Genomic DNA, 21356 nt, shown 5'->3' on the forward strand with positions numbered 1-21356 from the left:
GCTGGAATAAAAATACTCATCAGACGGTTATTTCGTCTTCTTGCGCTGTATTCGTCGCTCCACTTTCTGCTGCTGAAGGCAGGCGGAAGCCGGATACAGACTGACGCATTTCCAGAGCCATTTCCGCCAGGTTACCTACCGAACCGGCTGTTGCTGTGGTACTGGAAGCCGTCCGGGTGGTGATGTCACGGATGGTGGTCATACGCAGGGCTATCTGTTCTGCAGAACCAGTCTGCTTCTTCGCTGTGTCGGAAATGTTACGGATCAGATTGGCGAGGTTACTGGATACTTTCTCAATCTCTTCCAGGGCAACACCCGCATCCTGTGCCAGTCTGGCACCGTTTACCACCTCTGAAGTGGTTTGTTCCATGGAGATAACGGCTTCGTTGGTATCAGTCTGGATGGTGGATACCAATGCCTCAATCTGTCTGGTTGCGCCGGATACACGTTCCGCAAGACGCTGTACCTCATCCGCCACCACTGCAAAGCCCCGACCGGCTTCACCTGCCATGGAGGCCTGAATGGCGGCGTTCAGGGACAGAATATTGGTCTGGTCTGCGATATCGTTGATCAGGGCAATGATGTCACCAATTTCCTGGGAGGACTCGCCCAGACGCTTGATGCGCTTTGAGGTGTCCTGAATCTGTTCACGGATAGTATCCATGCCCTCGATGGTATTACGCACTACCTGACCACCACTGGTGGCAATTTCTAACGATCTTTCTGCTACCTGTGCTGACTCGGAAGCGTTTGCGGATACGATGGTCATTGACTCGCTCATGTCGTTGACCGCCTGGCTGGCATAGTTGATTTCTTCTGCCTGATGGCCTGCAGCTTCAGCCAGTTCTTTCGCGGTACTCTGTGTTTCCTGAGCTGAGGTATCGACTTCCACCGCTGTTTCGTTGATGGTCTTAACCAATGCCCGGAGCTGCTCAATAGAGACGTTTATGGAGTCGGCGATGATACCAGTAAAGTCTTCGGTGACTGTTGCCTGTACGGTCAGGTCACCGTCCGCGAGACCATCCATTTCATCCAGCAGTCGCTGGATGGCAGCTTGGTTGGCTTCATTTCGGGCGGCAGTTTCAGCCAGACGCTGACGGGTGTCTCTGACGATGGCCACGGCGATAATCAACACGGAGAGCAGCGCAATTACACCGGCAATACTGATGACGGTGTTGTTGATCAGGCGCTGGTCCGTCAGAGTCTCGAAGGTGTCTACGAGAATGGAAGTCTGTTGCAGCAATTGCTGGGAGTCAGTGAAAATCTGGTCAGAAGCGGCACGTACCTGGAACAGTTCCGGGGAGGTCTCCAGAATCTCGTCAACACTGCCTTCTACAAATCCGAACAGGTCGGAGATTTCGGCCAGACGATCAATAGCTTCTTCATCGGTGACCTGACTGATGCGCATGGCCAGGTTACCTTCCAGCATACCGTTCAGTACTCGACCAAACAGCTTGGCGTCACGACCAAAGCTATCTGCTGCCATAATGGAGTCTTCACCCCCTTCCAGTACTTTCGAAACACTTCGAATAATGCGTTCTGCGAGCCATGGCTGACGCTGTGCCAGTGCGATCTGGTCATTGGGAGCACCACTCTCAAGAAGAATCTCCACCACCTCGTCATACTCTACCTGCAGCTGGGGAATGGTTTCACCCAGTGTTTTTGCCACATCGTGCAGGGCCAATACGGTTTCTTCTGCGGCCAGAATGTTGTCCGCTTCTATTTTCAATTCAGACCAGGCTGCGTCGAGCGTTTCGATCTGAGTTCTGGCGTGTTTGTCACCGGGACTAAGAAACGGAGCCACAGAAAGTCTGGTGTTTTTCAGGGAGGTAAAACGTGCATCGAACTCATTCCGTGCTTCACGCAACAGGACAAAGGCTTCTTCCTTACCAGCCGAAGCCTCGGTGGCACTGGTTGCAATTCGCTGAGAGAGTACCCGGAGCTCGCCGGCGTCAGTCAGATGCTGTTGGTCAAGTTCACTTTGTTGGCTAATAAAAATAAATGAGCCGGTGATAACGGAAAGAGAGACGATTAACAGGATAATCGAGGCCAGAATGGCTCGGCTTGCCCCTGCTCCCTGGGCCTTGGTTGCGGTTTTGCCTTTCATTATTGTGGTCCCCGGTGACTTCTTCGGAATGCTCGCTTTGTTGTTTGTTTTTGTTCGAATGCTTTTTATCGTGTAACCTCTTTCGTCACCTGTGGTGAGGAAAGATGGTTTCTGTTTCTTATCCAGCTTAAAGCTGATTACGCTATGGCTGCTTTGAGAAAGCGAGAATCATTCACTAACAGCTGCGTATTGAATACCATGTAATCTTTTTCTTGCTGATAATGACCAACAGTAAATGGTTTAGCTTCATCAAAGAGATGGTCAGGTACTGCATCGCTGAATTGGCTGGTGGAAAAATGCACCATCCCCTGCACTTCATCAACGATTAGACCAACAGATACTTCTCCCCGCTCAACCATCATAATCCGGTTGGTCGATGTGTGACTGTCTCTGACCTTACCCAGAAACTCTCCCAGATCTATGATGGGAAGTAAACGCCCGCGTACGTTTGAGACGCCTTTTGCCCAAGGTTGTACACCTGGGAGGGGGGTGGTGGACGGAACGGGGAGAATGGCCGTTACCTCACCAATCTGTACGGCAAATTGCTGATCATTCAGTGTGAAGCCAACGCCACTCCAAGACTCTACCCGTGCCTGTTTTTCAGGAAGGTCAAAAGCATGCTGGCTGACCTTGGCATCCAGCGCCACCAATGCCTCAAAAGGGGTGTGGGGGTTATTCATGCTGGTTTGGTTTCCAGAACATTATCCAGTGTTTTGAGCAGGGTTCCTTCACTGATAGGCTTGGTCAGATAATCTTTCGCACCTTGCCTGATTCCCCAGACTCTGTCGGTTTCCTGGTCTTTGGTGGTGACAATCACTACCGGAATATGGGAAGTGTCCTTACCTTTAGACAGCTGACGTGTAGCCTGAAAACCATTCAGACCCGGCATGACAATATCCATTAATACAGCATCGGGATGCTCAGCCCGGCACAGTGCTACACCGTCGGCACCATTTTCTGCGGTCAATACGCTGTGTCCGTGTTTTTCCAGCATGGCTTTCAATTGGAATAACTCAGTGGGCGAGTCATCAACAATGAGAATGTTTGCCATTATGTTCCCCTGTTACTGCTTTTGCCCAAATCCTCAGGGCCAAGCTTTTTTCATTGTTATTAGCTGTTCTTTCTTACCACGGAAACACCCAATATTCTTCGTTGGAATGGGGTTATTTTCCTGTGCTGGCTATGGGCTGTTTCTGTTTTGGAATAATCAGGTTCATGCCAGAACGAGTGGTTAGAAGACTCAGTAAACGTTTATACCAGATTTTTTAACATTTTTTACTACGAAAATGCAGCCCAACAAGACTTTGTTGCCCTTTTCAACGTCTGCAATGGACTGCCTTCCGTTCAGAGCTGTCCTCACCTGGCAATGGCTGGACAGTAATTCCTGATAGCACCCAGTAGTTCATCTTTACTGAAAGGTTTGGTCAGGTAATGATCGGACCCGGCTACACGGCCTTTCGCCCGGTCAAAAAGTCCATCTTTGCTGGATAGCATGATGACAGGGGTTTCCCGGTACGAGTGATTGTTCTTGATCAGTGTGCAGGTTTGATAGCCATCCAGACGTGGCATCATGATATCGACGAAAATAATGTTGGGCTGATTTTCAGCAATCTTTGCCAGGGCATCAAAACCATCAATGGCTGTTACCACTTCACAGCCTTCTTTTCTCAGGAGTGTTTCTGCGGTTCTGCGAATGGTTTTGCTGTCGTCGATTACCATAACTTTCAGGTGATCAAGGGTTGCAACCCCCTTTTTATGACCCACTGGTGACAAAACGTTTGACTCATAGCTGTTCATGCTTTTGTCCGTACACACTCTGATCACCTGAAATCTGATCCTTCTGCTTCAGGTGCTTTTCATTTTGTTTACCATGGCAATACTGATCTGCTTTTACGTCTTGATGGTCAGTCTTTTCCGCTCATGGCTCTTTGTTTTTTTACTTTTCTCAATCCTCATTGAGAAGATAAGAGCATTGATGACTCAAGATTTTTGAACTTTTTACCATGAAAAATTTTTCATCCCCGAGGGAGACGAAAAATGGTTTCAGTCGTTCATGGCCGATTTATGTTCATTCTGAAAGGGCTTTATTCCAGTCAGAGTTCTCCATCTTTTAACACAATTTGCCGGTGAATAGCCAGACGATAAGTGAGCCATTAGCCTGACGAACTGAGGGGGTTTTGACTCAAGCCCATTCTTTGCGCGCCGATGTATTGGACAATCATCCAACTGAACTATCTGGCGGACAGGGATGCTTATGAAATTCAATCCGATATCGTCTTCGAGGCAAGTGTTACTGCTTCGCCTTTCTCGTTCATGCCTGCTGGGCATTTCTTTGGCCGGCAGTTTTCTGTTCAGCAGCCTCTCAATGGCAGAGACCCTGAGTGAGGTGATCAACAAGGCCTTGATCAGCCACCCTCAGACTCAGGCTGGCTTGAGTCGATACCGGGCAGCTACTGAAAATATTGATGTAGCCTGGGGAGGTTGGTGGCCTTCTGTTGATATCACAACAGGGATTGGTGGCCAGAAAAAGAGTTACCCTGATGATCAGCCCAATGAAACTGTGGGTGACAAGAGCTTTACCCGCAAGGAAGCCTCTTTTTCCATTAGCCAGAATCTGTTTTCCGGATTCAATACCAGTAGCAGTGTTGAGCAGGCCCGCCATACTGCCGCTGCTGAATATCTGCGCCTGAGGAGTACCCTGCAGGATCTGACTCTGGAAATCACCGATGTCTATCTGAAGGTGCTGGAAAGAAGGGAGATGGTGGAGCTCGCTGAAGAGAACCTGAAACTCCACAACTCCATCCTCAAGCAGATTGCCCAGCGCAGTCGTCAGGGTGTTGCCAGAAGTTCAGACCTGAATCAGGTCGAGGGGCGAGTGGCCAGAGCAACAGTCAACGTGATTAATGCCCGTAATAATCTCATAGATGCTGAGAGCGAGTACTACAGTCTGGTGGGCTCCATGCCCGGCGATCTGGAGCAGCCGGACGCTTATAAGCTGGCCGTTCATGGGAGTTTTGATGAGGCGCTTCAGGCCAGCGTCAGGAGGCATCCGGGTATCCTGGCGACGGAGAAGGATATCAAGGCCTCCGAGTCAGAAGAATCCGCTACTGACAGCAGCTTTTTCCCATCGTTGGATGTGAATATCGATAAGAGCTGGAAACATAATGCCGATGGCCAGTTGGGCACCCATGTCGACACGACAGCAGTTCTGAAGCTCAGCTATAACCTTTTTCGCGGAGGTTCTGACAGGGCCCGTTCCAAAGAAAGTGCCTACAGGACTCAAGAGAGCAGGGCACAACGGGACAGGATGCTGAGGAATGTCGAAGAAACATTGCGGCTGGCCTGGTCTGCCCACGAGTTTGTTGGTGAGCAGATGGAATACCTTCGCCAACATGAGGCATCCAGTAAAAAAACCGTTAAGGCTTATCAGGAGCAGTTTAATATTGGTAAACGAACCCTGTTGGACCTTCTGGACAGTGAGAATGAGCTTTTCCAGTCAAGCCGCAACCTGACTAGCGCGATTTATCAGGAAGTTTTCGCTCGATTCCGGATTGTTGCTGCTACCGGGGAGCTGCTGGATAACCTGGAAATTAACCTTCCTGTAGGCTGGCACGAGCAGGAATAATCATTAATGACTGATGCACCAGAGCAATACACTGCTCTGGTGCTGACTTGATCTAACCTCTGCAAGTTTTGATCAATACTTTCCCACTCCTGAAATCTTCTACTAGCCTTACAGGGACAATGAAGTAGGGCTGTTCCACTGGTAACAGTGGTTCCAGAGGGTCGATCAATGAAAATACTTGCTGTAACTGCCTGCCCAACCGGTATTGCTCATACCTATATGTCTGCCGAGAAACTCACCGAGGCTGCACTCAATCAGGGGCATGACATCAAGGTAGAAACTCAGGGGGCTATGGGCATCGAGAACGAAATCACCCTTCAGGATGTAGAAGAGGCTGATGTTGCAATTCTGGCGGTGGATATTACGGTTGATGGTGAAGAGCGCTTCAGGGATCTGAGGGTCATCAAGGTACCTGTATCAGAAGCGATTCGGAATCCGGAAGCGGTGATGGCGCAACTGGGTCAGGAGTGAACTCTGGTCAGTCCTCGTCCTCGAAATCGTCTTGCTCGTCCCAGTCATAGAGGCTTTGCAGGTGCTCATAACTGAGCATCCAGTCTCTCTGTCGCGAGTATGCACCGACGGCATTGAGTCCGAGGGAAGGTCTGGTTTCGTCAATAAAATCCAGAGGTTTTTCCTGCAGATAGATCTGGCAGTCATCAGTAACCTCACCCTGCTCTTTAAGGCCTTTCATCCAGCAATAACACAATTGAGCCAGGTCAAGTGAGATGTCAGATACCCTACTCTGCCACTCTTCTTCAGACATGGACTGTCTGAGCTTCTTATAAATTTCAAGATCTTCTACATCCATCCGGTTTTCGAACCGGGCCATTTCAAGCCTCTCGATATCCCGGATGATCGAGGCTGTAAGAGTGTCGTAGAGTGCTGTTCCGGGCTTTTCGTCACCGACCTGAGGATGGGTCTTCTGGCTGCCAGTGACGTCCCTGGCAACTATTTCGGCTACGGCCGGGTGCATATCTTCAAGATCAGTCAGCAGCTTCTGACAACGTTCTCTCTCTGTATCACTGCCGTAGCCTTCAAGGACCTTAACGGTATTAGGCAAGGTAGCAGCCAATCCCACCTGATAGGCATAGGTAGCCTCTTTGGGAAATTGATTGGCTGATGGGTGTCGGTGCTTTCGCATGAAATTCATGAGTAGCGGGAACAACAGAGCTTTCCTTGCAGAGTGATCAGAACCCTGACAGTCGTGGTTTTTTTGACCCGCCAATAAGGCCAGCGGAGCACCGACAGAAGCTTCGTCCTCAAGCGGGTCGCCCTGCCTTAAAAGAATGGCCTTATCTCCCGATGAGTCAAAATCTCTGATTGCAGTGCTATCTTGATAAAAATCCGCTTGATAAAACTGAAGCGTTTCGATCGCTGGGTCACTGCCCGCAGCCAGATTCGGCTCCGAGTCTTCTTCTGAGGGTGGGTATTTGAGTTTACCGGACACATTATCAAAGACAATTTTTTCAGTACGCCCATCTGTCTCTGAAAGATCATGTGACACTGCATAGGTGCCTGGCCTGTGGCTATTGGGCCTGGGTGGCGGAAAAGTTTCTGAAAGTTCCGGTGGCTTTTTCAATGAAGACGTATCAATGGGAATACCTCGCCCTTTCAAATCAGGTTGAGGCAGGGGGCGTTGCAGGTCCAGCAAAGTTTGTTCGCTGCTTGCCAACTCCTTTTTGGCCTCGGCGAGATCCTTTTGCAGCGCAGCCTTTTTTTCCGGTGTGTAATATTCATTAATTTCCTTAAACGTTTTTGCCAATGACTCCCGGAGTGTTTTTGATGTTTGTGGGTCTCTGATGGCCTCATCGGCAGGGATGATATTGGTCATCTTGCCATTGCTGCCAACATGAATGATCAGCAGTGGTGCTTCGGCCCTGTCGGGGTTGCCTGAAGCAATATGCTGGCTCAAGCTGTCTGCAAATCTGGCCAGCGTTGTTCGGGTTTCAAGGGCTTCTACCCTGAAGCGCTGCTGAATGAAATGCTTTTCGGCTTCTTCCGGGTTTGTGGGTGGGAGAGTTGCGGGCGAGGACGTTGAATAGGGAACGGGCACGGTTTGTGATGCTTTACGACCCGCCAGAGACCTTTGCGATGGAGGATGCTCTCCTCTGGGAATCACAGGCTGTGTTTCATCACCTGACCGTTGTCCCGGCCCGTTGGGTGATTCTGATCCATGAACCAGAGGCCTATTGGGGTTGGAAGGAGGTATGCTCATAATATTCTTCCGTTGAGAAACGTTCAGACGCCATGTTCGTATTGAACTTCCCTGATCGTATTCTGATCAGGGCTGATTTCATGAAAGTAATCCGCAATGCCCTCTCGAATGGCCTTCGCCACTTCCGGCTGATTGGCGTCAGGGTGACGATAAATATCGCCACCAAATGCGCAGGTGCGCAGTACAGGTAAAGTGGGGTGATCTTTTTTGGCTGCCCAATGATTGTATTTGTTCTGTGTCGCAACAACGTTTTTAGCGGTCATTCGGACATTTGCAAGAAAGTCATTTTTGTCTAAAAAGTTCTCGTTAGACCCTTTCGGAGGCACCACATAAATCATGGCACGGTTCTTCTTGATCCCTGCCGGGCAGTGTTCATCCCTGAAAACGCTGACGAGAACCGTGCCCTGGTTATCGCTCTCTTTGCTGACAAAACCGTACATGGCTGCCAGAGGGGTATTATCAGTGAGCTCTCTGCCAGCGAAGACGTCTCCTGTGTATTCTTCCTGACTCGCTGTTTCCAAAAAATCTTTCTGAACCTCTTCTATAGCCTCTTGCTGAGTGTCTGTAAAAAATTCCCCAAACCGGGCATTGATTCCGGAGGCTTTTTTTCCAAATACCAAATCGACAGAACCTGCGTTCACGGAGGCAATGTTGCCTGTTTTGCCGTAATCGGCCTCTGTCTCCCTCGTCAGGTAAATATCTGAGTATTGACCTTCTCCGTTAACCGGAATCTCCCGTTCAACAAGTTCCACATCACTGACAACCGGTACAGGGTGGGGAGGCTGGACTTCGGTTGATCGGGTGCTGGTACCTTCATCACGTATAGGCACGGACCTGAACGATTTTGTGGCTACGGGGGGCGACATACGTCTGGAAGGGCCTTTTGGAATCATGAGGAACTGGCCCTGATCCTTTTGTTTTTGACGTGCTTCATCAGGGTTGAAACGTCTCGCCGGAGCCCGGGCGGTGAACTGATTTTCATCAATCACCAGAGTGATGTTCGGGATAGGCGGCGCAGGGACGGTTCCGCCAGCATCTTCAATCTCTCTGCCAATGTGACCCAGTAGTGTTGTGGAGTCCTCTATCTGTTCTCTGAGCGCCCTCTTTTCTTCAGGACCGTTTTTCTGATCAATCACCGTCAGTTTTTCTTGCAGTGACTTTCTGAGACGGGCGGCTTCTTCCGAATCCTCCGGAAGGTCAGGGTCTGGCGGCAAAACAGAGGTCATTTTGCCATCTTTTACATACACAATTTCGAAAGGCAGGTCATCCTGAAACTGTGATGGATCATGAAGGCGTTGTTGCAGACTGGGGATAAAGTTCAGGAAATCATGTTGAGCCTGAAAGGAAAGCACTTGGTTGAATTGTTCATGATATTCACCCTCCAGCGCCTTTAATCGGCTGAGCTGGGTTGCGGTGGCTGTCGGTACTGTGCGGCGCTGGCCGATTGGGGTATCAGCTGTTTCGCTCTGACCACCGGGGAGTGCATTGGGTTGTGTGTGCGGTTCGATCCCTCCCGTGCCTGACGATGAGGGGGGCTGAGGCCCAGTCACAACCGGAATATGAGATCCTGGCCGCGAAGGAGGTATATTTCCACCACCTGTAGACATAGCTTATTCCCGAATAAATTAACCTTAAATGCTTCTAGCAGCCTGTCGGACTTAAGGCTGTCCTACTGCGGTTGCAATCCTCGCTACGGACGCTTAAGTCCGACAGGCTGCTAGCTATTTAACTTATTGCTTTGTTATCGGTCAGTAAAAGCAACAAATGAGATGGAGGCACGAAATCGCTATAATGTCAGGCTCCTGGTCCCGCTCAGACACCGGAGCTGGCCAGCCAGAAGCGAAAGCAGCAGATAGAGCCGTTGATGAGTAAACAAGATACAGCCTTGCGGCAGAAAGAAGCCGTGAGCCAGAAAGAAGCCGTGAGCCAGAATGACTGTGCTCAGCGATTTATATTTGAGAATGCTGATCTCAGGGGGGAAATTGTCTCTTTGAGCAGCAGTCTTAGGGAGTCTCTGGCAGCCCACGACTATCCGGTTAATGTTAAAGCGTTGCTGGGAGAGCTGGTGGCTGCTGCCGTTCTGCTGAGCTCTACCCTCAAGTTTGAAGGTATTCTGAGCCTTCAGGCTAAGGGTGATGGTCCTCTGTCGCTGTTGATGGTTGAGTGTACCGACCAAAAAACCTTCCGTGCTCTGGCGCGTTGGGATGAGGAGAATACAAGCAAGCTCACAGCAAAAGGCCTTTCAGGTCTTCTGGGTAATGGCCAGCTGGTAATGACTATTGATCCTCACAAGGGCAATCGTTATCAGGGTATTGTGCCCCTACATCATGAAACCCTGGCAGAAGGTCTGAATGCCTACTTCAAGCAATCCGAACAGTTGCCAACCCGTTTCTGGTTGGCCAGTAATGGTGATCAGGGGGCTGGCATTTTGTTGCAGGCTTTGCCAGCCAGCATTGAGCGGGAAGAAGGTGAGCGTCAGGAGTCCTGGGGTCGCATGGTGATGTTGGCAGATACAGCAACCGAAGCAGAGATGCTTGAGCTTAAGCACGAATCTCTGTTAATCAGACTCTTCCATGAAGAAAAAGTTCGGGTTTTTGATCGTGAAACGGTGGCCTTCAGCTGCAACTGCTCACGTCCTCGCAGTGCAAAAATACTGGCTGGCCTGGGTCAGGAAGAGGCTGAGTCCATGGTAGCCGATCTTGGAAAGATCGAGATGGCTTGTCAGTTCTGTAGTCAGACTTATACTTTTACAGCACAGGATGTGGCTGAGATCTTTCGGGGTAATGAACCCAGGATGCACTGATGGGCCTCGCTACTTTGCGAATGCGCTTCCTGGCCGGAGGTTCTCCGGCCAAATCCTCACTCCACTGAACTCAGGCAATCAAACTTTAACGGATAAATAAGCGACTTAAGCGTTTATCTGAACCAATATATCCCCTATCATAGGTGCCGCTTCATCGATTATCATAGAATCACAAATGCAAACATAACAACTTTCTTGAAGCTTGGGAGAGCTCTTAATGGCAGAAGTTAGCGCAAATGTTGAGCTGAACAAAGAAGCTCTGGACAGTCTTGGTATCAGAGACGTAGCGGACATTGTTTACAACCCGTCCTACGAGCTTCTATTTGAGGAGGAGACACGCCCTGAGCTGGAAGGTTATGAAAAAGGCGTAGTAACCGAGCTAGGGGCTGTCTCTGTTGATACGGGCATTTTTACCGGCCGTTCCCCAAAAGACAAATACATCGTAAAAGATGATACGACCCGCGATACCCTGTGGTGGTCTGACCAGGGTAAAAATGACAACAAGGCGATCACTCAGAGCGTCTGGACTGATCTGAAAGGTCTTGTGACCCAGCAGTTGTCCGGCAAACGTCTGTTCGTGATTGATGGTTTCTGTGGTGCCAACGAAGAAACCCGTTTGAGTGTTCGTTTCATCACTGAAGTAGCCTGGCAGGCCCACTTTGTTAAGAACATGTTTATTCGTCCTTCTCAAGGTGAGCTGGCAGCCTTTGAACCTGACTTCGTGGTTATGAATGGTGCGAAGTGCACTAATCCTGACTGGCAGGAGCAGGGTCTGAACTCTGAGAATTTCGTAGCCTTTAACCTGACTGAGCGGGTACAGATTATTGGTGGCACCTGGTACGGTGGCGAGATGAAGAAAGGGATGTTCTCCATCATGAACTACCTACTGCCTCTGAAGGGTATGGCTTCCATGCACTGCTCTGCGAATGTCGGTAAAGACGGCGATGTTGCAATATTCTTCGGATTGTCCGGTACCGGTAAAACCACCCTGTCTGCTGATCCAAAGCGGGCTTTGGTAGGTGATGATGAGCATGGCTGGGATGACGATGGTGTTTTCAACTTTGAAGGTGGTTGCTATGCCAAGACTATCAATCTGAGTAAGGAAAACGAGCCCGACATCTACAACGCTATTCGCCGTGATGCGCTTCTGGAGAACGTGACGGTTCTTGAAGACGGCACGATCGATTTTGCCGATGGCTCCAAGACAGAAAACACTCGTGTTTCCTATCCGATTGAGCACATTGAAAACATCGTTAAACCTGTTTCAAAGGCCGGACATGCCAAAAAAGTGATTTTCCTGACGGCTGATGCCTTTGGTGTGCTACCTCCGGTATCCAAGCTGACGCCAGAGCAAACCAAGTACCATTTCCTGTCTGGTTTCACCGCCAAGCTGGCGGGTACTGAGCGTGGCATTACTGAGCCAACGCCAACATTTTCTGCTTGCTTTGGCGCAGCGTTTCTGACCTTGCATCCGACCCGATACGCTCAAGAACTGGTGAAAAAGATGGAAGCCAATGGTGCAACGGCCTACCTTGTTAACACCGGCTGGAATGGCACAGGCAAACGTATCTCCATCAAGGCCACCCGTGCCATCATTGATGCCATCATTGATGGCAGCATTGATGAAGCGGAAACGTTGACGCTTCCTTACTTTGGTCTGAAAGTTCCAACCCATGTTGAAGGCGTGGAAAATGGTATCCTGAATCCTCAGGATACCTATGAGAGCAAAGAAGACTGGGATAATAAAGCTCGTGATCTGGCTGATCGCTTCATCACCAACTTCAGCAAGTTTACTGATATCGACGAAGGCAAGGCTCTAATCGCCGCTGGTCCATCACTGGATTGAGATTGATACAAATAAAAACTGTCGTTCAACAGGTGTTTTAAGCGCTTTTGTCCGGCAGTTTTTTATGCCCGCAGTTTTTCCACGCAGAGGAAGAGAGCCCATTGCCATCCGTTATAGTTTGACGTCTGGAATCATGAAGTGGCTGGCTAGTGGTGAAAGACAGTGTCAAGCTGGTCAACCTTTCTTAAGTGCCTGATGTTGCGATAATGCCATAATAAAAAATAAAAATTTGCCCCCGATCGAGTAATATTCCCATACATTTACTGGCAATTTGATGATTTAGTGCCATCCTGTTGATCTGCTTTTAGTGCAATCTGAGAAAAATGAGATTTTAACTTCAGTGGTATGAATACATGCTCTGGATGTCGTTTTCCTCTCTGTTGCATGTTGTTTTCACAAGTCAGGCTACAAAAGTAATGTTTGCATGGCTTAGCTTGTTTGCCGAACTTGTAAATATTTAGTATGACCAACAACTGTTAGAGTTTTTTATGTTAATACAAAGAACTTTGTCTAGTGTCGTGCATCTTCTTGTATTTTTTCTTGTTTTTTTAAAATCGGCAGCGGTTCACTGTGATGAGACTTATGACATGTTTTCCCAGCCTTACGCACCCCCGATGCTCAATGAGTTGAGGCCACTTTCACCCAGTATTTTGAGTATGATGCTTAATGTTCATGGATTGGGGAGCAACAGTGCACAGAGGCTGGATTTAGCTGGCCATGAACCTTCCATAAGCTATGAAAAGTTCATGCGCTGGATAGATGATTTTTTCTTATCCGGCCGCTTCAATGATTATTCGTGGAGAATCAGGTCAGTGCCTGATAACGCTGCCACATCTAAAGATTCATCAAAGAGTCAGAGCAATTCAGAGACTCAGTCCAATTCACAGACTCAGTCCAATAATGAAGGGGTGGAAAGTGCTGATCATTCAGACCCCCGGCAGGTTGCGGCCCAGAAAGAGTCTTTTGCAAACAAAGCCCCCTCTGGAAAGGAAAAAAACGCAAGTAAGAAAAGGAACAAAAAAACAGCTGAAAAATCATACAGTGCTTTTATTGAAGAGTTGAGGCTAGAGGCACTTAAAGCTGAGGCAGCTGCACTCGGGATTACATGGGAAGAGGTGACTACAGATCTTATACCTGAAGATTGTCCTTTGGTCGTATGGATGATAATGCATGAAGTTCATGATGCACTGAGATCCAATCGAGGCTCCAGTGAAGTCGAAATGGACTTTTCCAAAATGTTAACAAAGTTCGATCCTGCACTAGAACTGGTATTAAGAGCAATGTTGGAAGCAACGGAAGGCCAGAAAATAGCAAATCTCTGCAAGACCTGGCTCAAATATGGACTCATAAAAAGCAATAATCGTATAAATGTCGAAAGTTGGCTACTCAAGGAAAAAGAGTTGTCTTATTTTCTCTTTGATTATGAGGAAATACCCCTTTTTCACAGAAATCAATTATCAAAATGGGGGCAGGATTATATGGAGCACAACAAGCTAACACTTACAGCATTGCGTGCTAATAAGCTCAACAAAAAAGATTTCCGTTCACAGGTATTATGGAATCTTCTTTTTCACTTTAGCGAATTGGAAGGATTCATAAAGAATAAATCCCTTGAGGAATTTAAAGTGTTCGAGGACACTCTCTTGTCAGTTCTGGATGCTTTATTCCGTGAGACCAGCATGATGAAGCCCACTGAAATGGCTCTGATGGTATTGTGGCTCGACATGGAAATTGACAGATGCAATATCGACTTTAATTGGAGGGCTAAACTCGAGTATCTCAGGACAGACAGAAGAAGTACTGCCAGCAAAGTACAACCGGTAAAAACGTCACTGCCCAGCCATACCACCATCAGCCATACCACCAAAAGGCGTCAATCAAAGGATGAGGGTGAAGGTAAAAAGGACGAGGATAACGATAAACAAGCGCTTAAGCGCAAGCGTTCAAAAGACACGGATGAAAATCTGGTTTCAACCAAGTCAGGGCGTCAAGTCTTGGTACCAGGGCGATTCAAAGACTAGTTTTGTACAGAAGTTGAGGCTGTCTCTTTCTTAAATGGACGAAGAAGGATTAAGATGACAGTCGGCTTATCCGGTGTACAGGGAGCGTACTTCTGTTGCGGACAGCCCCGACTGGCACAAAGGGTCTTATCAGTTACTCCAATATTGTGTAGCAAAGTCTGCTTAAGATAACAGAATCGCTGCCATCACCCCGTGACAATCAATCGATTGTCATTAGAATACGGCCTACGGACTATAGAAGCTCTGGCCATAGCTGCATTAGGCAGTTTGGTGGGAGTCATTCACACAGTCTCTTGTCAAAAAGAGCTCGTTGAGGGTATCAACAACGGATGACGATAGAAAAGAGTCGTGGTCGCAGCCCTGGTCAGATTGACAGGCAGTTTGGCAAGCGCGCAGTCATGCGTATGGGTGACCGCAAGCAGAGTGCTAACTATGCGTTTGCTGATGCTGAACACGCCCTCGACCCTCAATACTCTGGCAAGCTGGGTGAAGACAAGTTGATAGCTTCCAGGCAGGAACGTTTTCAGGACTTTTGCCTAAATGCCTGTCAGTCTGCTCTAATGGTGCGGATATTATTTTGTACCGTATTCGATAAATTCAAAGTTAACATTGAGTGGGTTCTATGGAAATCATCTTTCAGCGTATCGCTGAAGAGCTGAACGTTCGTCCGGAGCAGGTCACCAGTGCTGTTGCATTGCTGGATGATGGCGCAACCGTTCCTTTTATTGCCCGATACCGTAAAGAGGCTACAGGCGCTCTTGATGATACACAACTGCGTACGCTGGAAGAGCGTCTGCGGTATCTTCGTGAGTTGGAGGAGCGTCGTGAAACGGTTCTGAACAGTATTCGGGATCAGGAGAAACTGACGCCTGAGCTGGAAAAGGACATTCGTGCTGCGGACACTAAAACCCGCCTTGAAGATCTTTATCTTCCCTATAAGCCGAAACGTCGTACCAAAGGTCAGATCGCCATTGAAGCCGGTTTGGAAGCTTTGGCTGATCAACTGTTCAACGAGCCGGATACCGATCCGGAAGCGGTTGCTGCCGATTTTGTTGATGTTAATAAAGGCGTTGCTGACAGTAAGGCGGCACTCGAAGGTGCCCGCTACATTCTGATGGAAAGGTTCAGTGAAGACGCTGAACTGCTGGGCAAACTCCGGGATATGTTATGGAGTCAAGGCATTCTTTCCAGCCGGAGTGTTGAAGGCAAGGAAGAAGAGGGTGCGAAGTTCCGCGACTACTTTGAACATGATGAGCCGATCAAACAGGTTCCTTCTCATCGTGCTCTGGCGATCTTCCGTGGCCGTAATGAAGGTGTGCTTCAGTCTAACATTCGTTTGGAGAATGAACCTGATTCGCGTCTGGAAACGCATCCCTGCGAAAAAGTCATTGCGGACCACTGGCACATTGCTGATCAGGGCAGAGCGGCTGACAAGTGGCTAAAAGATGTCGTGCGCTGGACCTGGAGAGTAAAGCTCCTGACCCAGCTTGAAACTGACTTGATGACCCGCATACGTGAAAGTGCAGAGGAAGAAGCGATCAAGGTTTTTGCCAAGAACCTGAAAGATCTGCTTTTGGCAGCTCCTGCGGGGCTGCGCCCAACTCTGGGTCTTGATCCGGGTCTGCGAACGGGTGTTAAAGTGGCCGTCGTGGACGCTACAGGCAAACTGGTAGAGCACACCACCATCTTCCCCCACGCGCCTCAGCGTCAGTGGAAAGAGGCTCTGGGTACACTGGCAACTCTCTGTCTGACTCACAGTGTCGAGCTGGTCAGTATTGGCAATGGCACGGCATCCCGTGAAACGGATCGTCTCGTCGCAGAACTGATGAGAGCTTACCCCAAACTGGGTCTGACTAAAATTGTCGTCAGTGAAGCCGGTGCATCGGTTTATTCTGCCTCTGAACTGGCAGCTCGTGAATTCCCGGACCTGGATGTTTCTATTCGTGGTGCCGTATCCATTGCTCGTCGTCTGCAAGACCCACTGGCTGAACTGGTTAAAATTGAACCTAAAGCGATTGGTGTCGGCCAGTATCAGCACGATGTCAGTCAGACTCAGTTGTCGCGCTCTTTGGAAGCGGTTGTTGAAGATTGTGTAAACGCTGTCGGTGTTGATGTAAACACAGCTTCCAGTGCTTTGCTGACCCGTGTGTCCGGCTTAAACAGAACGCTGGCAGATAACATTGTTGCCTTCCGAGACCAGAACGGTGTGTTTTCTGATCGTGAAGCACTCAAGAAAGTAGGTCGTTTTGGTCCTAAAGCATTTGAACAGGCTGCAGGTTTCCTGCGCGTCATGAATGGTGAAAACCCTCTGGATGCTTCTGCAGTGCACCCTGAGTCATATCCGGTTGTGGAAAAGATTGCCAGTCAGTCCGAGCGCGCAGTGCACGGCCTGATTGGTGACTCCCTGTTCCTGAGGTCTCTGGATCCCAAAACGTTTACGGATGAAAGCTTTGGTCTGCCCACCGTGACCGACATTATTTCTGAACTGGACAAGCCCGGACGTGACCCTCGTCCAGAATTCAAGGCGCCGGAATTCCAGGAAGGTGTTGAAAAAATCAGTGACCTGAAGCTGAACATGGAGCTGGAAGGCGTTGTTACCAACGTTACCAACTTTGGTGCCTTTGTTGATGTGGGTGTTCATCAGGATGGTCTGGTGCATATTTCTGCGCTGTCCAACACCTTCGTAAAAGATCCTGCTGAAGTGGTTAAGGCCGGTGATATCGTCAAGGTCAAAGTCATGGAAGTAGACGTCCAGCGCAAGCGTATTGGACTCTCCATGCGCATGGGTGACAAGGCTGAAGAAGTGGCTCAGGCGAGGCAGCAGCCTCGTGGTGAACGCACTGGTGGCACAAAACCTCAAAATCGTGGTGGCAAAAGAAATAACCAGCAGGTTAAAAAAGAGCAGTCCGCTGGTTCTTTTGCTGATCTGTTTGCCAATGCTAAAAAGCTGAGAAAGTAAGTGGGTCACAGGAGCAGCCTCTGAGAGGCTGCTCACGGTCTGAGAGGCTTCGCAGTTATTCGATAGGTGCAAGGCAGATTCTAACGTTATATAGTCCGTTCCAAGAAATGATTACCGCCTTATACACTGCTCGCAGGCTCCCGGGCAGAGTGTTGATCTCAAAAAAACGCACCTGGATTGGAATTGTATTTTGACTAGCCAGTATGAGTTTCGTCTGCAACTGCTTCAGCAGTCGTCCAACCAAAACCTGCTCAGTGGTATACGACACGGAATCGAACGTGAAGGGCTGAGGGTATCGGCTGACGCACGTTTGTCGCAGTTTTCTCATCCGGAAGTCTTGGGCAGGACTCTGACGCATCCCTATATCACGACTGACTACTCTGAAGCTTTGCTAGAGTTCATTACTCCGGTCTACTGCAAGCTGGAAGATGTCATGAAGTTTCTGGAAGAGCTTCATAGCTACACCTGCCAAAACCTTGATAGTGAAACGCTCTGGGCGGGCAGTATGCCGGCTTTGCTGGAAGGTGAGCAGAGTATTCCTATTGCCCGTTATGGCGACTCTAACCCAGGCAAAATGAAGACTGTCTACCGTGAAGGACTGGCGCATCGTTATGGCAAGGCGATGCAGACTATTGCCGGCATTCACTATAACTTTTCGTTGCCGGAGTCACTCTGGCAGTTGTTGTCTGATGCTGAGTCTTCAGATCGTTCTCTGGAAGATTTCCAGTCAGAATCCTATCTGGCAATGATCAGAAACTTTCGCCGATATTCCTGGCTGCTGATGTATCTTTTCGGAGCTTCACCTGCAGTGAGCAAGAGTTTCTTTACTCAGCAAAAACCCATCGAATCACTGGCAAAACTGGATGAAGACACATTGTATTTGCCCTGGGCAACCTCTCTGCGAATGAGTGACCTGGGCTACACCAATAATGCTCAGTCATCTTTGAGTATTTGTTACAACACTCTGGGAGAGTACGTTTCCAGCCTTGCTAAAGCCATTAAAACCCCCTATCAGCCTTATGAAGAGATCGGGCTCAAAAATGGCGATCGTTATCTACAGCTGAATACCAATCTTCTCCAGATCGAGAACGAGTATTACAGCAACATTCGACCCAAGCGAATTGCCAAACGGGGCGAAAAGCCCCTGACCGCATTATCACATTATGGCGTTGAATACGTTGAAGTGCGCTGCATGGACATTAATCCAATGGAGCCGCTGGGGTTGTCCATGGTCGATGCTGCGTTTCTGGATGTTTTTCTGGTGTTTACTGCTTTGATGGACAGTCCTGAAATTAATCATGCAGAGTGCCAGAGAGTGACTGAAAACTTTGCCCGAACTGTTTCAGAAGGAAGACGTCCCGGCTTGAAGTTAAATGATGAGCAAGGTCCGGTCACTCTGACTGATTGGGGACTGAGTTTAATCGACAAAATGATGCCCGTGGCCCGGATACTGGATCAGGCCAATGAGTCTGATCTGTTCTCGGAATCTCTGATTCAGCAGAAAGAAAAGCTACTGGATTCTGAGTGCACACCCTCAGCCAGAATCCTGCAGGCACTAAAAAGCAGCGGAGACGGTTATATTAATTGGATGCTCAAGCAGTCTGAAGAGCACTCCCGCTATTTCAGCCAACAAGAGATTGAGCCTGAAAGGTTGGAGTATTTTGGGCGTATAGCCGCAGAATCGAGAGCAGACCAGGAGCGATTGAAAGCGTCTGACTCGACCCATTTTGATGAGTTTCTGAAACATTATTTTGAATCTGAATGATTCATGATTTTTTGAAAAAACGGATCTGGTGAGTAAGTCGAATGATCTTCGGATCCTGTCAGACTTTCTCACGCATGGAGCTTTCTTTTTACTGGAAAACCCTTTCCTGATGGAGGGTATAAAGTTGTTTTAACTGTTTTCTCCTGTGTTATTTTTATGTCATTGGTCATACCCTGTTTTTAGATGAGCCGGGAGTTCAGGGCATGGAAGACAGAGTCTCTTTTTTGACTGCATTATTAAATAATTTTTTTTAATGAAATCTGATCTTCTTATCCTTAATAGAATTAAAAAACGCTCAAATCCCTGAAAAAACGACTTTTGGAGCGAGTGTACAAATATAATTCAGATCGAAATTTACAGTAAATTGAAATTACCTCTTGCCGCAAAAAATCCACTGTCATAACCTAGCAACTGAGTCGTCATTTTTAAGGGGCGATAAAGTGATCCCGTTTCGAGTAGATGAGATCCAAACGAAGAGGAATAGTCATGCTGGAGGGGTGCAAAACGGCCAGAGAACGTTGGGGTGGCGTATCAGAAATCATTGACCGCTGGCTAAACGAGCGGCAGGCTCTGATCGTTCTCTACTGCTCAATCAATGGAGTGAATCAATTTCACGATGATAAAAGGCCTGTTGCAAATAAATTGAAAGAAATGTGCCAGATTCTGGTTGATTATGTTTCAGCTGGTCATTTCGAAGTCTACGAACAACTGATTCAGGAAGGTATTGATTTTAATGATGGGGGAGTAGAAATGGCTCACTCTATTCTGCCCGAACTGGAAAAAAATACGCAGGTTTGTCTGGATTTTAACGACGGTTGTGAGTCCCTTAGTAGTGTGTCTATGCTGCAGGCTCACCTGTCCGAGCTAGGTGAAGCTTTGGAAGAACGTTTTTCTCTGGAAGACCAGATGATTGAAGTGCTTCACGAATCTCACAGAGAATTGCTCTCCCAGCATTAGTAATGCCGGCAGATAGTCTGAATATCTTCCAGCACGCAGTATGAAGGAAACCGCTCAGTCAATGATGGGGATATTTACTTCTGTTTCTCCTCATTGACCTGTGAGTCTTTTCTCACACTCAAAAGCTCAACTTTAAAAATCAGCACCTCATTAGGTCTGATTCTCCCGGGAATACCTCCGGGACCATAAGCGAGGTCCGAAGGGATATAAAGTTCCCAAATGGAGCCTTCTTGCATCTGCTTCAGACCTTCAGTCCAGCCTTTGATGACCTGATTCAGTTTGAACGTCACCGGTTGGTTTATGCTGTATGAACTGTCAAAGACCCTGCCATCAACAAGACGTCCTTCGTAATGGACAGTCACTTCACTGTTTTCTTGTGGTTTAATACCTTGACCGCTTTTAATCACTTTGTATTGAAGGCCACTTTTCAGTGTCTTTATGCCTGATTTTTTAGAGTTATCTTTCAGGAAAGCCTGACCTTTTTCAAGGTTCTTTTTTGCTTCTTCTGCCAGTTGTTCCTGACGTTTTTTCTCTTGATCCTTCCGGGCTTTTTCGATCAGCTTGAACATTTCCTGCTTGTCAAAAGCCAAAGGTTTGTTCTCCAGAGTATCCTTGATTCCCTGAGACAATGCGTCTGAGTTAATGCCCTCGAACTGCTTGAGTTGCTCGGCCAAAATTGCACCCAGACTGTAGCTGAGTTTGTCTGACTCTTTCTCCAGGACAGCAACTGATTGCATGGAACAGGACATCAGGGCGATGCTAGCAAGTGCTTTTAGTCTCATGAAGTCTCTCTATTTATTGCGAAAATGCAGCTCTTCCTGAATTTGCAGTGATTGTTTTCATGTTCCGACCAGGCTGCATTTCCGGCTCATGAGTGTTTGTGTTAGCTCGACAAAGAAAGGGTCAAATTTTTCTTAGTACAAAAGTTCCTCCATCTTTGTGCAAACATCAAGAGATAGCAAGTGCTATGGAACATTGGTTATACAAAAATGCCTTAAATACAAGGGTTAAATGACTCTCATAAAAAAATAAAACGAGAGGCGGCAAGTTTTTTTTGA

General features: G+C 48.2%; 16 protein-coding genes. 9 read left to right on the forward strand and 7 right to left on the reverse strand.

The annotated features are described in order from the left end of the window. Positions 1 to 19: 19 nt before the first annotated feature. The 4 genes from KBW69_RS14245 to pilG form a co-directional block, all read right to left on the reverse strand. Positions 20 to 2107: a methyl-accepting chemotaxis protein gene (locus KBW69_RS14245; RefSeq protein WP_257281278.1), complete on the reverse strand. Its 2088-nt coding sequence runs from the start codon at positions 2105 to 2107 to the stop codon at positions 20 to 22. A gap of 137 nt (positions 2108 to 2244) precedes the next feature. Beyond that, positions 2245 to 2787 carry a chemotaxis protein CheW gene (locus KBW69_RS14250; RefSeq protein ID WP_257281279.1) on the reverse strand — a complete coding sequence of 181 codons (543 nt, stop codon included), beginning with the start codon at positions 2785 to 2787 and terminating at the stop codon, positions 2245 to 2247. Beyond that, a complete protein-coding gene (gene pilH, locus KBW69_RS14255) occupies positions 2784 to 3158 on the reverse strand; it encodes a twitching motility response regulator PilH (protein WP_257281280.1) in 375 nt (124 codons plus the stop codon). Before pilH ends, KBW69_RS14250 begins: the two co-directional genes overlap by 4 nt. 305 nt (positions 3159 to 3463) lie before the next feature. Beyond that, complete coding sequence (gene pilG, locus KBW69_RS14260) at positions 3464 to 3826, reverse strand: twitching motility response regulator PilG (protein WP_257281306.1); 363 nt, start codon at positions 3824 to 3826, stop codon at positions 3464 to 3466. 535 nt (positions 3827 to 4361) lie between these two features. On the opposite strand from pilG, the gene KBW69_RS14265 reads away from it, so the two are divergent. Together KBW69_RS14265 and KBW69_RS14270 are read left to right on the forward strand one after the other, a co-directional pair. Next, complete coding sequence (locus KBW69_RS14265) at positions 4362 to 5732, forward strand: TolC family outer membrane protein (protein ID WP_257281281.1); 1371 nt, start codon at positions 4362 to 4364, stop codon at positions 5730 to 5732. A gap of 168 nt (positions 5733 to 5900) precedes the next feature. Then, positions 5901 to 6203: a PTS fructose transporter subunit IIB gene (locus KBW69_RS14270; RefSeq protein ID WP_257281282.1), complete on the forward strand. Its 303-nt coding sequence runs from the start codon at positions 5901 to 5903 to the stop codon at positions 6201 to 6203. 7 nt (positions 6204 to 6210) lie between these two features. Here KBW69_RS14270 and KBW69_RS14275 read toward each other — a convergent pair whose 3' ends face one another. Beyond that, positions 6211 to 7947 carry a hypothetical protein gene (locus tag KBW69_RS14275; RefSeq protein ID WP_257281283.1) on the reverse strand — a complete coding sequence of 579 codons (1737 nt, stop codon included), beginning with the start codon at positions 7945 to 7947 and terminating at the stop codon, positions 6211 to 6213. A 23-nt stretch (positions 7948 to 7970) separates the two neighbouring features. Further along, positions 7971 to 9554, reverse strand: coding sequence for a hypothetical protein (locus KBW69_RS14280; protein ID WP_257281284.1), 1584 nt, complete (start codon positions 9552 to 9554; stop codon positions 7971 to 7973). A 257-nt stretch (positions 9555 to 9811) separates the two neighbouring features. Between KBW69_RS14280 and hslO the strand changes: the two genes are divergently transcribed. From hslO to rsd, 7 genes are all read left to right on the forward strand, one after another. Then, positions 9812 to 10750, forward strand: a complete 939-nt coding sequence (gene hslO, locus KBW69_RS14285) for an Hsp33 family molecular chaperone HslO (protein WP_257281285.1) — start codon at positions 9812 to 9814, stop codon at positions 10748 to 10750. Between the two features lie 244 nt (positions 10751 to 10994). Continuing rightward, positions 10995 to 12596 carry a phosphoenolpyruvate carboxykinase (ATP) gene (gene pckA, locus KBW69_RS14290; protein WP_373690699.1) on the forward strand — a complete coding sequence of 534 codons (1602 nt, stop codon included), beginning with the start codon at positions 10995 to 10997 and terminating at the stop codon, positions 12594 to 12596. A gap of 908 nt (positions 12597 to 13504) precedes the next feature. Continuing rightward, a complete protein-coding gene (locus KBW69_RS14295) occupies positions 13505 to 14617 on the forward strand; it encodes a hypothetical protein (protein ID WP_257281287.1) in 1113 nt (370 codons plus the stop codon). 329 nt (positions 14618 to 14946) lie between these two features. Further along, complete coding sequence (locus KBW69_RS23830) at positions 14947 to 15276, forward strand: DNA recombination/repair protein RecA (protein ID WP_257275451.1); 330 nt, start codon at positions 14947 to 14949, stop codon at positions 15274 to 15276. Then, complete coding sequence (locus KBW69_RS14305; RefSeq protein WP_257275449.1) at positions 15240 to 17576, forward strand: Tex family protein; 2337 nt, start codon at positions 15240 to 15242, stop codon at positions 17574 to 17576. Before KBW69_RS23830 ends, KBW69_RS14305 begins: the two co-directional genes overlap by 37 nt. Before the next feature lie 190 nt (positions 17577 to 17766). After that, positions 17767 to 19341 carry a glutamate--cysteine ligase gene (gshA, locus tag KBW69_RS14310; RefSeq protein ID WP_257281288.1) on the forward strand — a complete coding sequence of 525 codons (1575 nt, stop codon included), beginning with the start codon at positions 17767 to 17769 and terminating at the stop codon, positions 19339 to 19341. A 486-nt stretch (positions 19342 to 19827) separates the two neighbouring features. After that, on the forward strand, positions 19828 to 20298 hold the full coding sequence (gene rsd, locus KBW69_RS14315) for a sigma D regulator (RefSeq protein WP_257275446.1): 471 nt from the start codon (positions 19828 to 19830) through the stop codon (positions 20296 to 20298). Positions 20299 to 20372: 74 nt separating this feature from the next. On the opposite strand, the gene KBW69_RS14320 is transcribed toward rsd, so the two are convergent. After that, the gene (locus KBW69_RS14320) at positions 20373 to 21080 is read right to left on the reverse strand and encodes an FKBP-type peptidyl-prolyl cis-trans isomerase (RefSeq protein ID WP_257275445.1); all 708 of its coding nucleotides are present in this window, start codon (positions 21078 to 21080) and stop codon (positions 20373 to 20375) included. Between the last annotated feature and the right edge of the window lie 276 nt (positions 21081 to 21356).

The sequence above is a fragment of the Endozoicomonas sp. ISHI1 genome, from assembly GCF_024606225.1.
In the GTDB taxonomy this organism is placed as follows: domain Bacteria; phylum Pseudomonadota; class Gammaproteobacteria; order Pseudomonadales; family Endozoicomonadaceae; genus Endozoicomonas_A.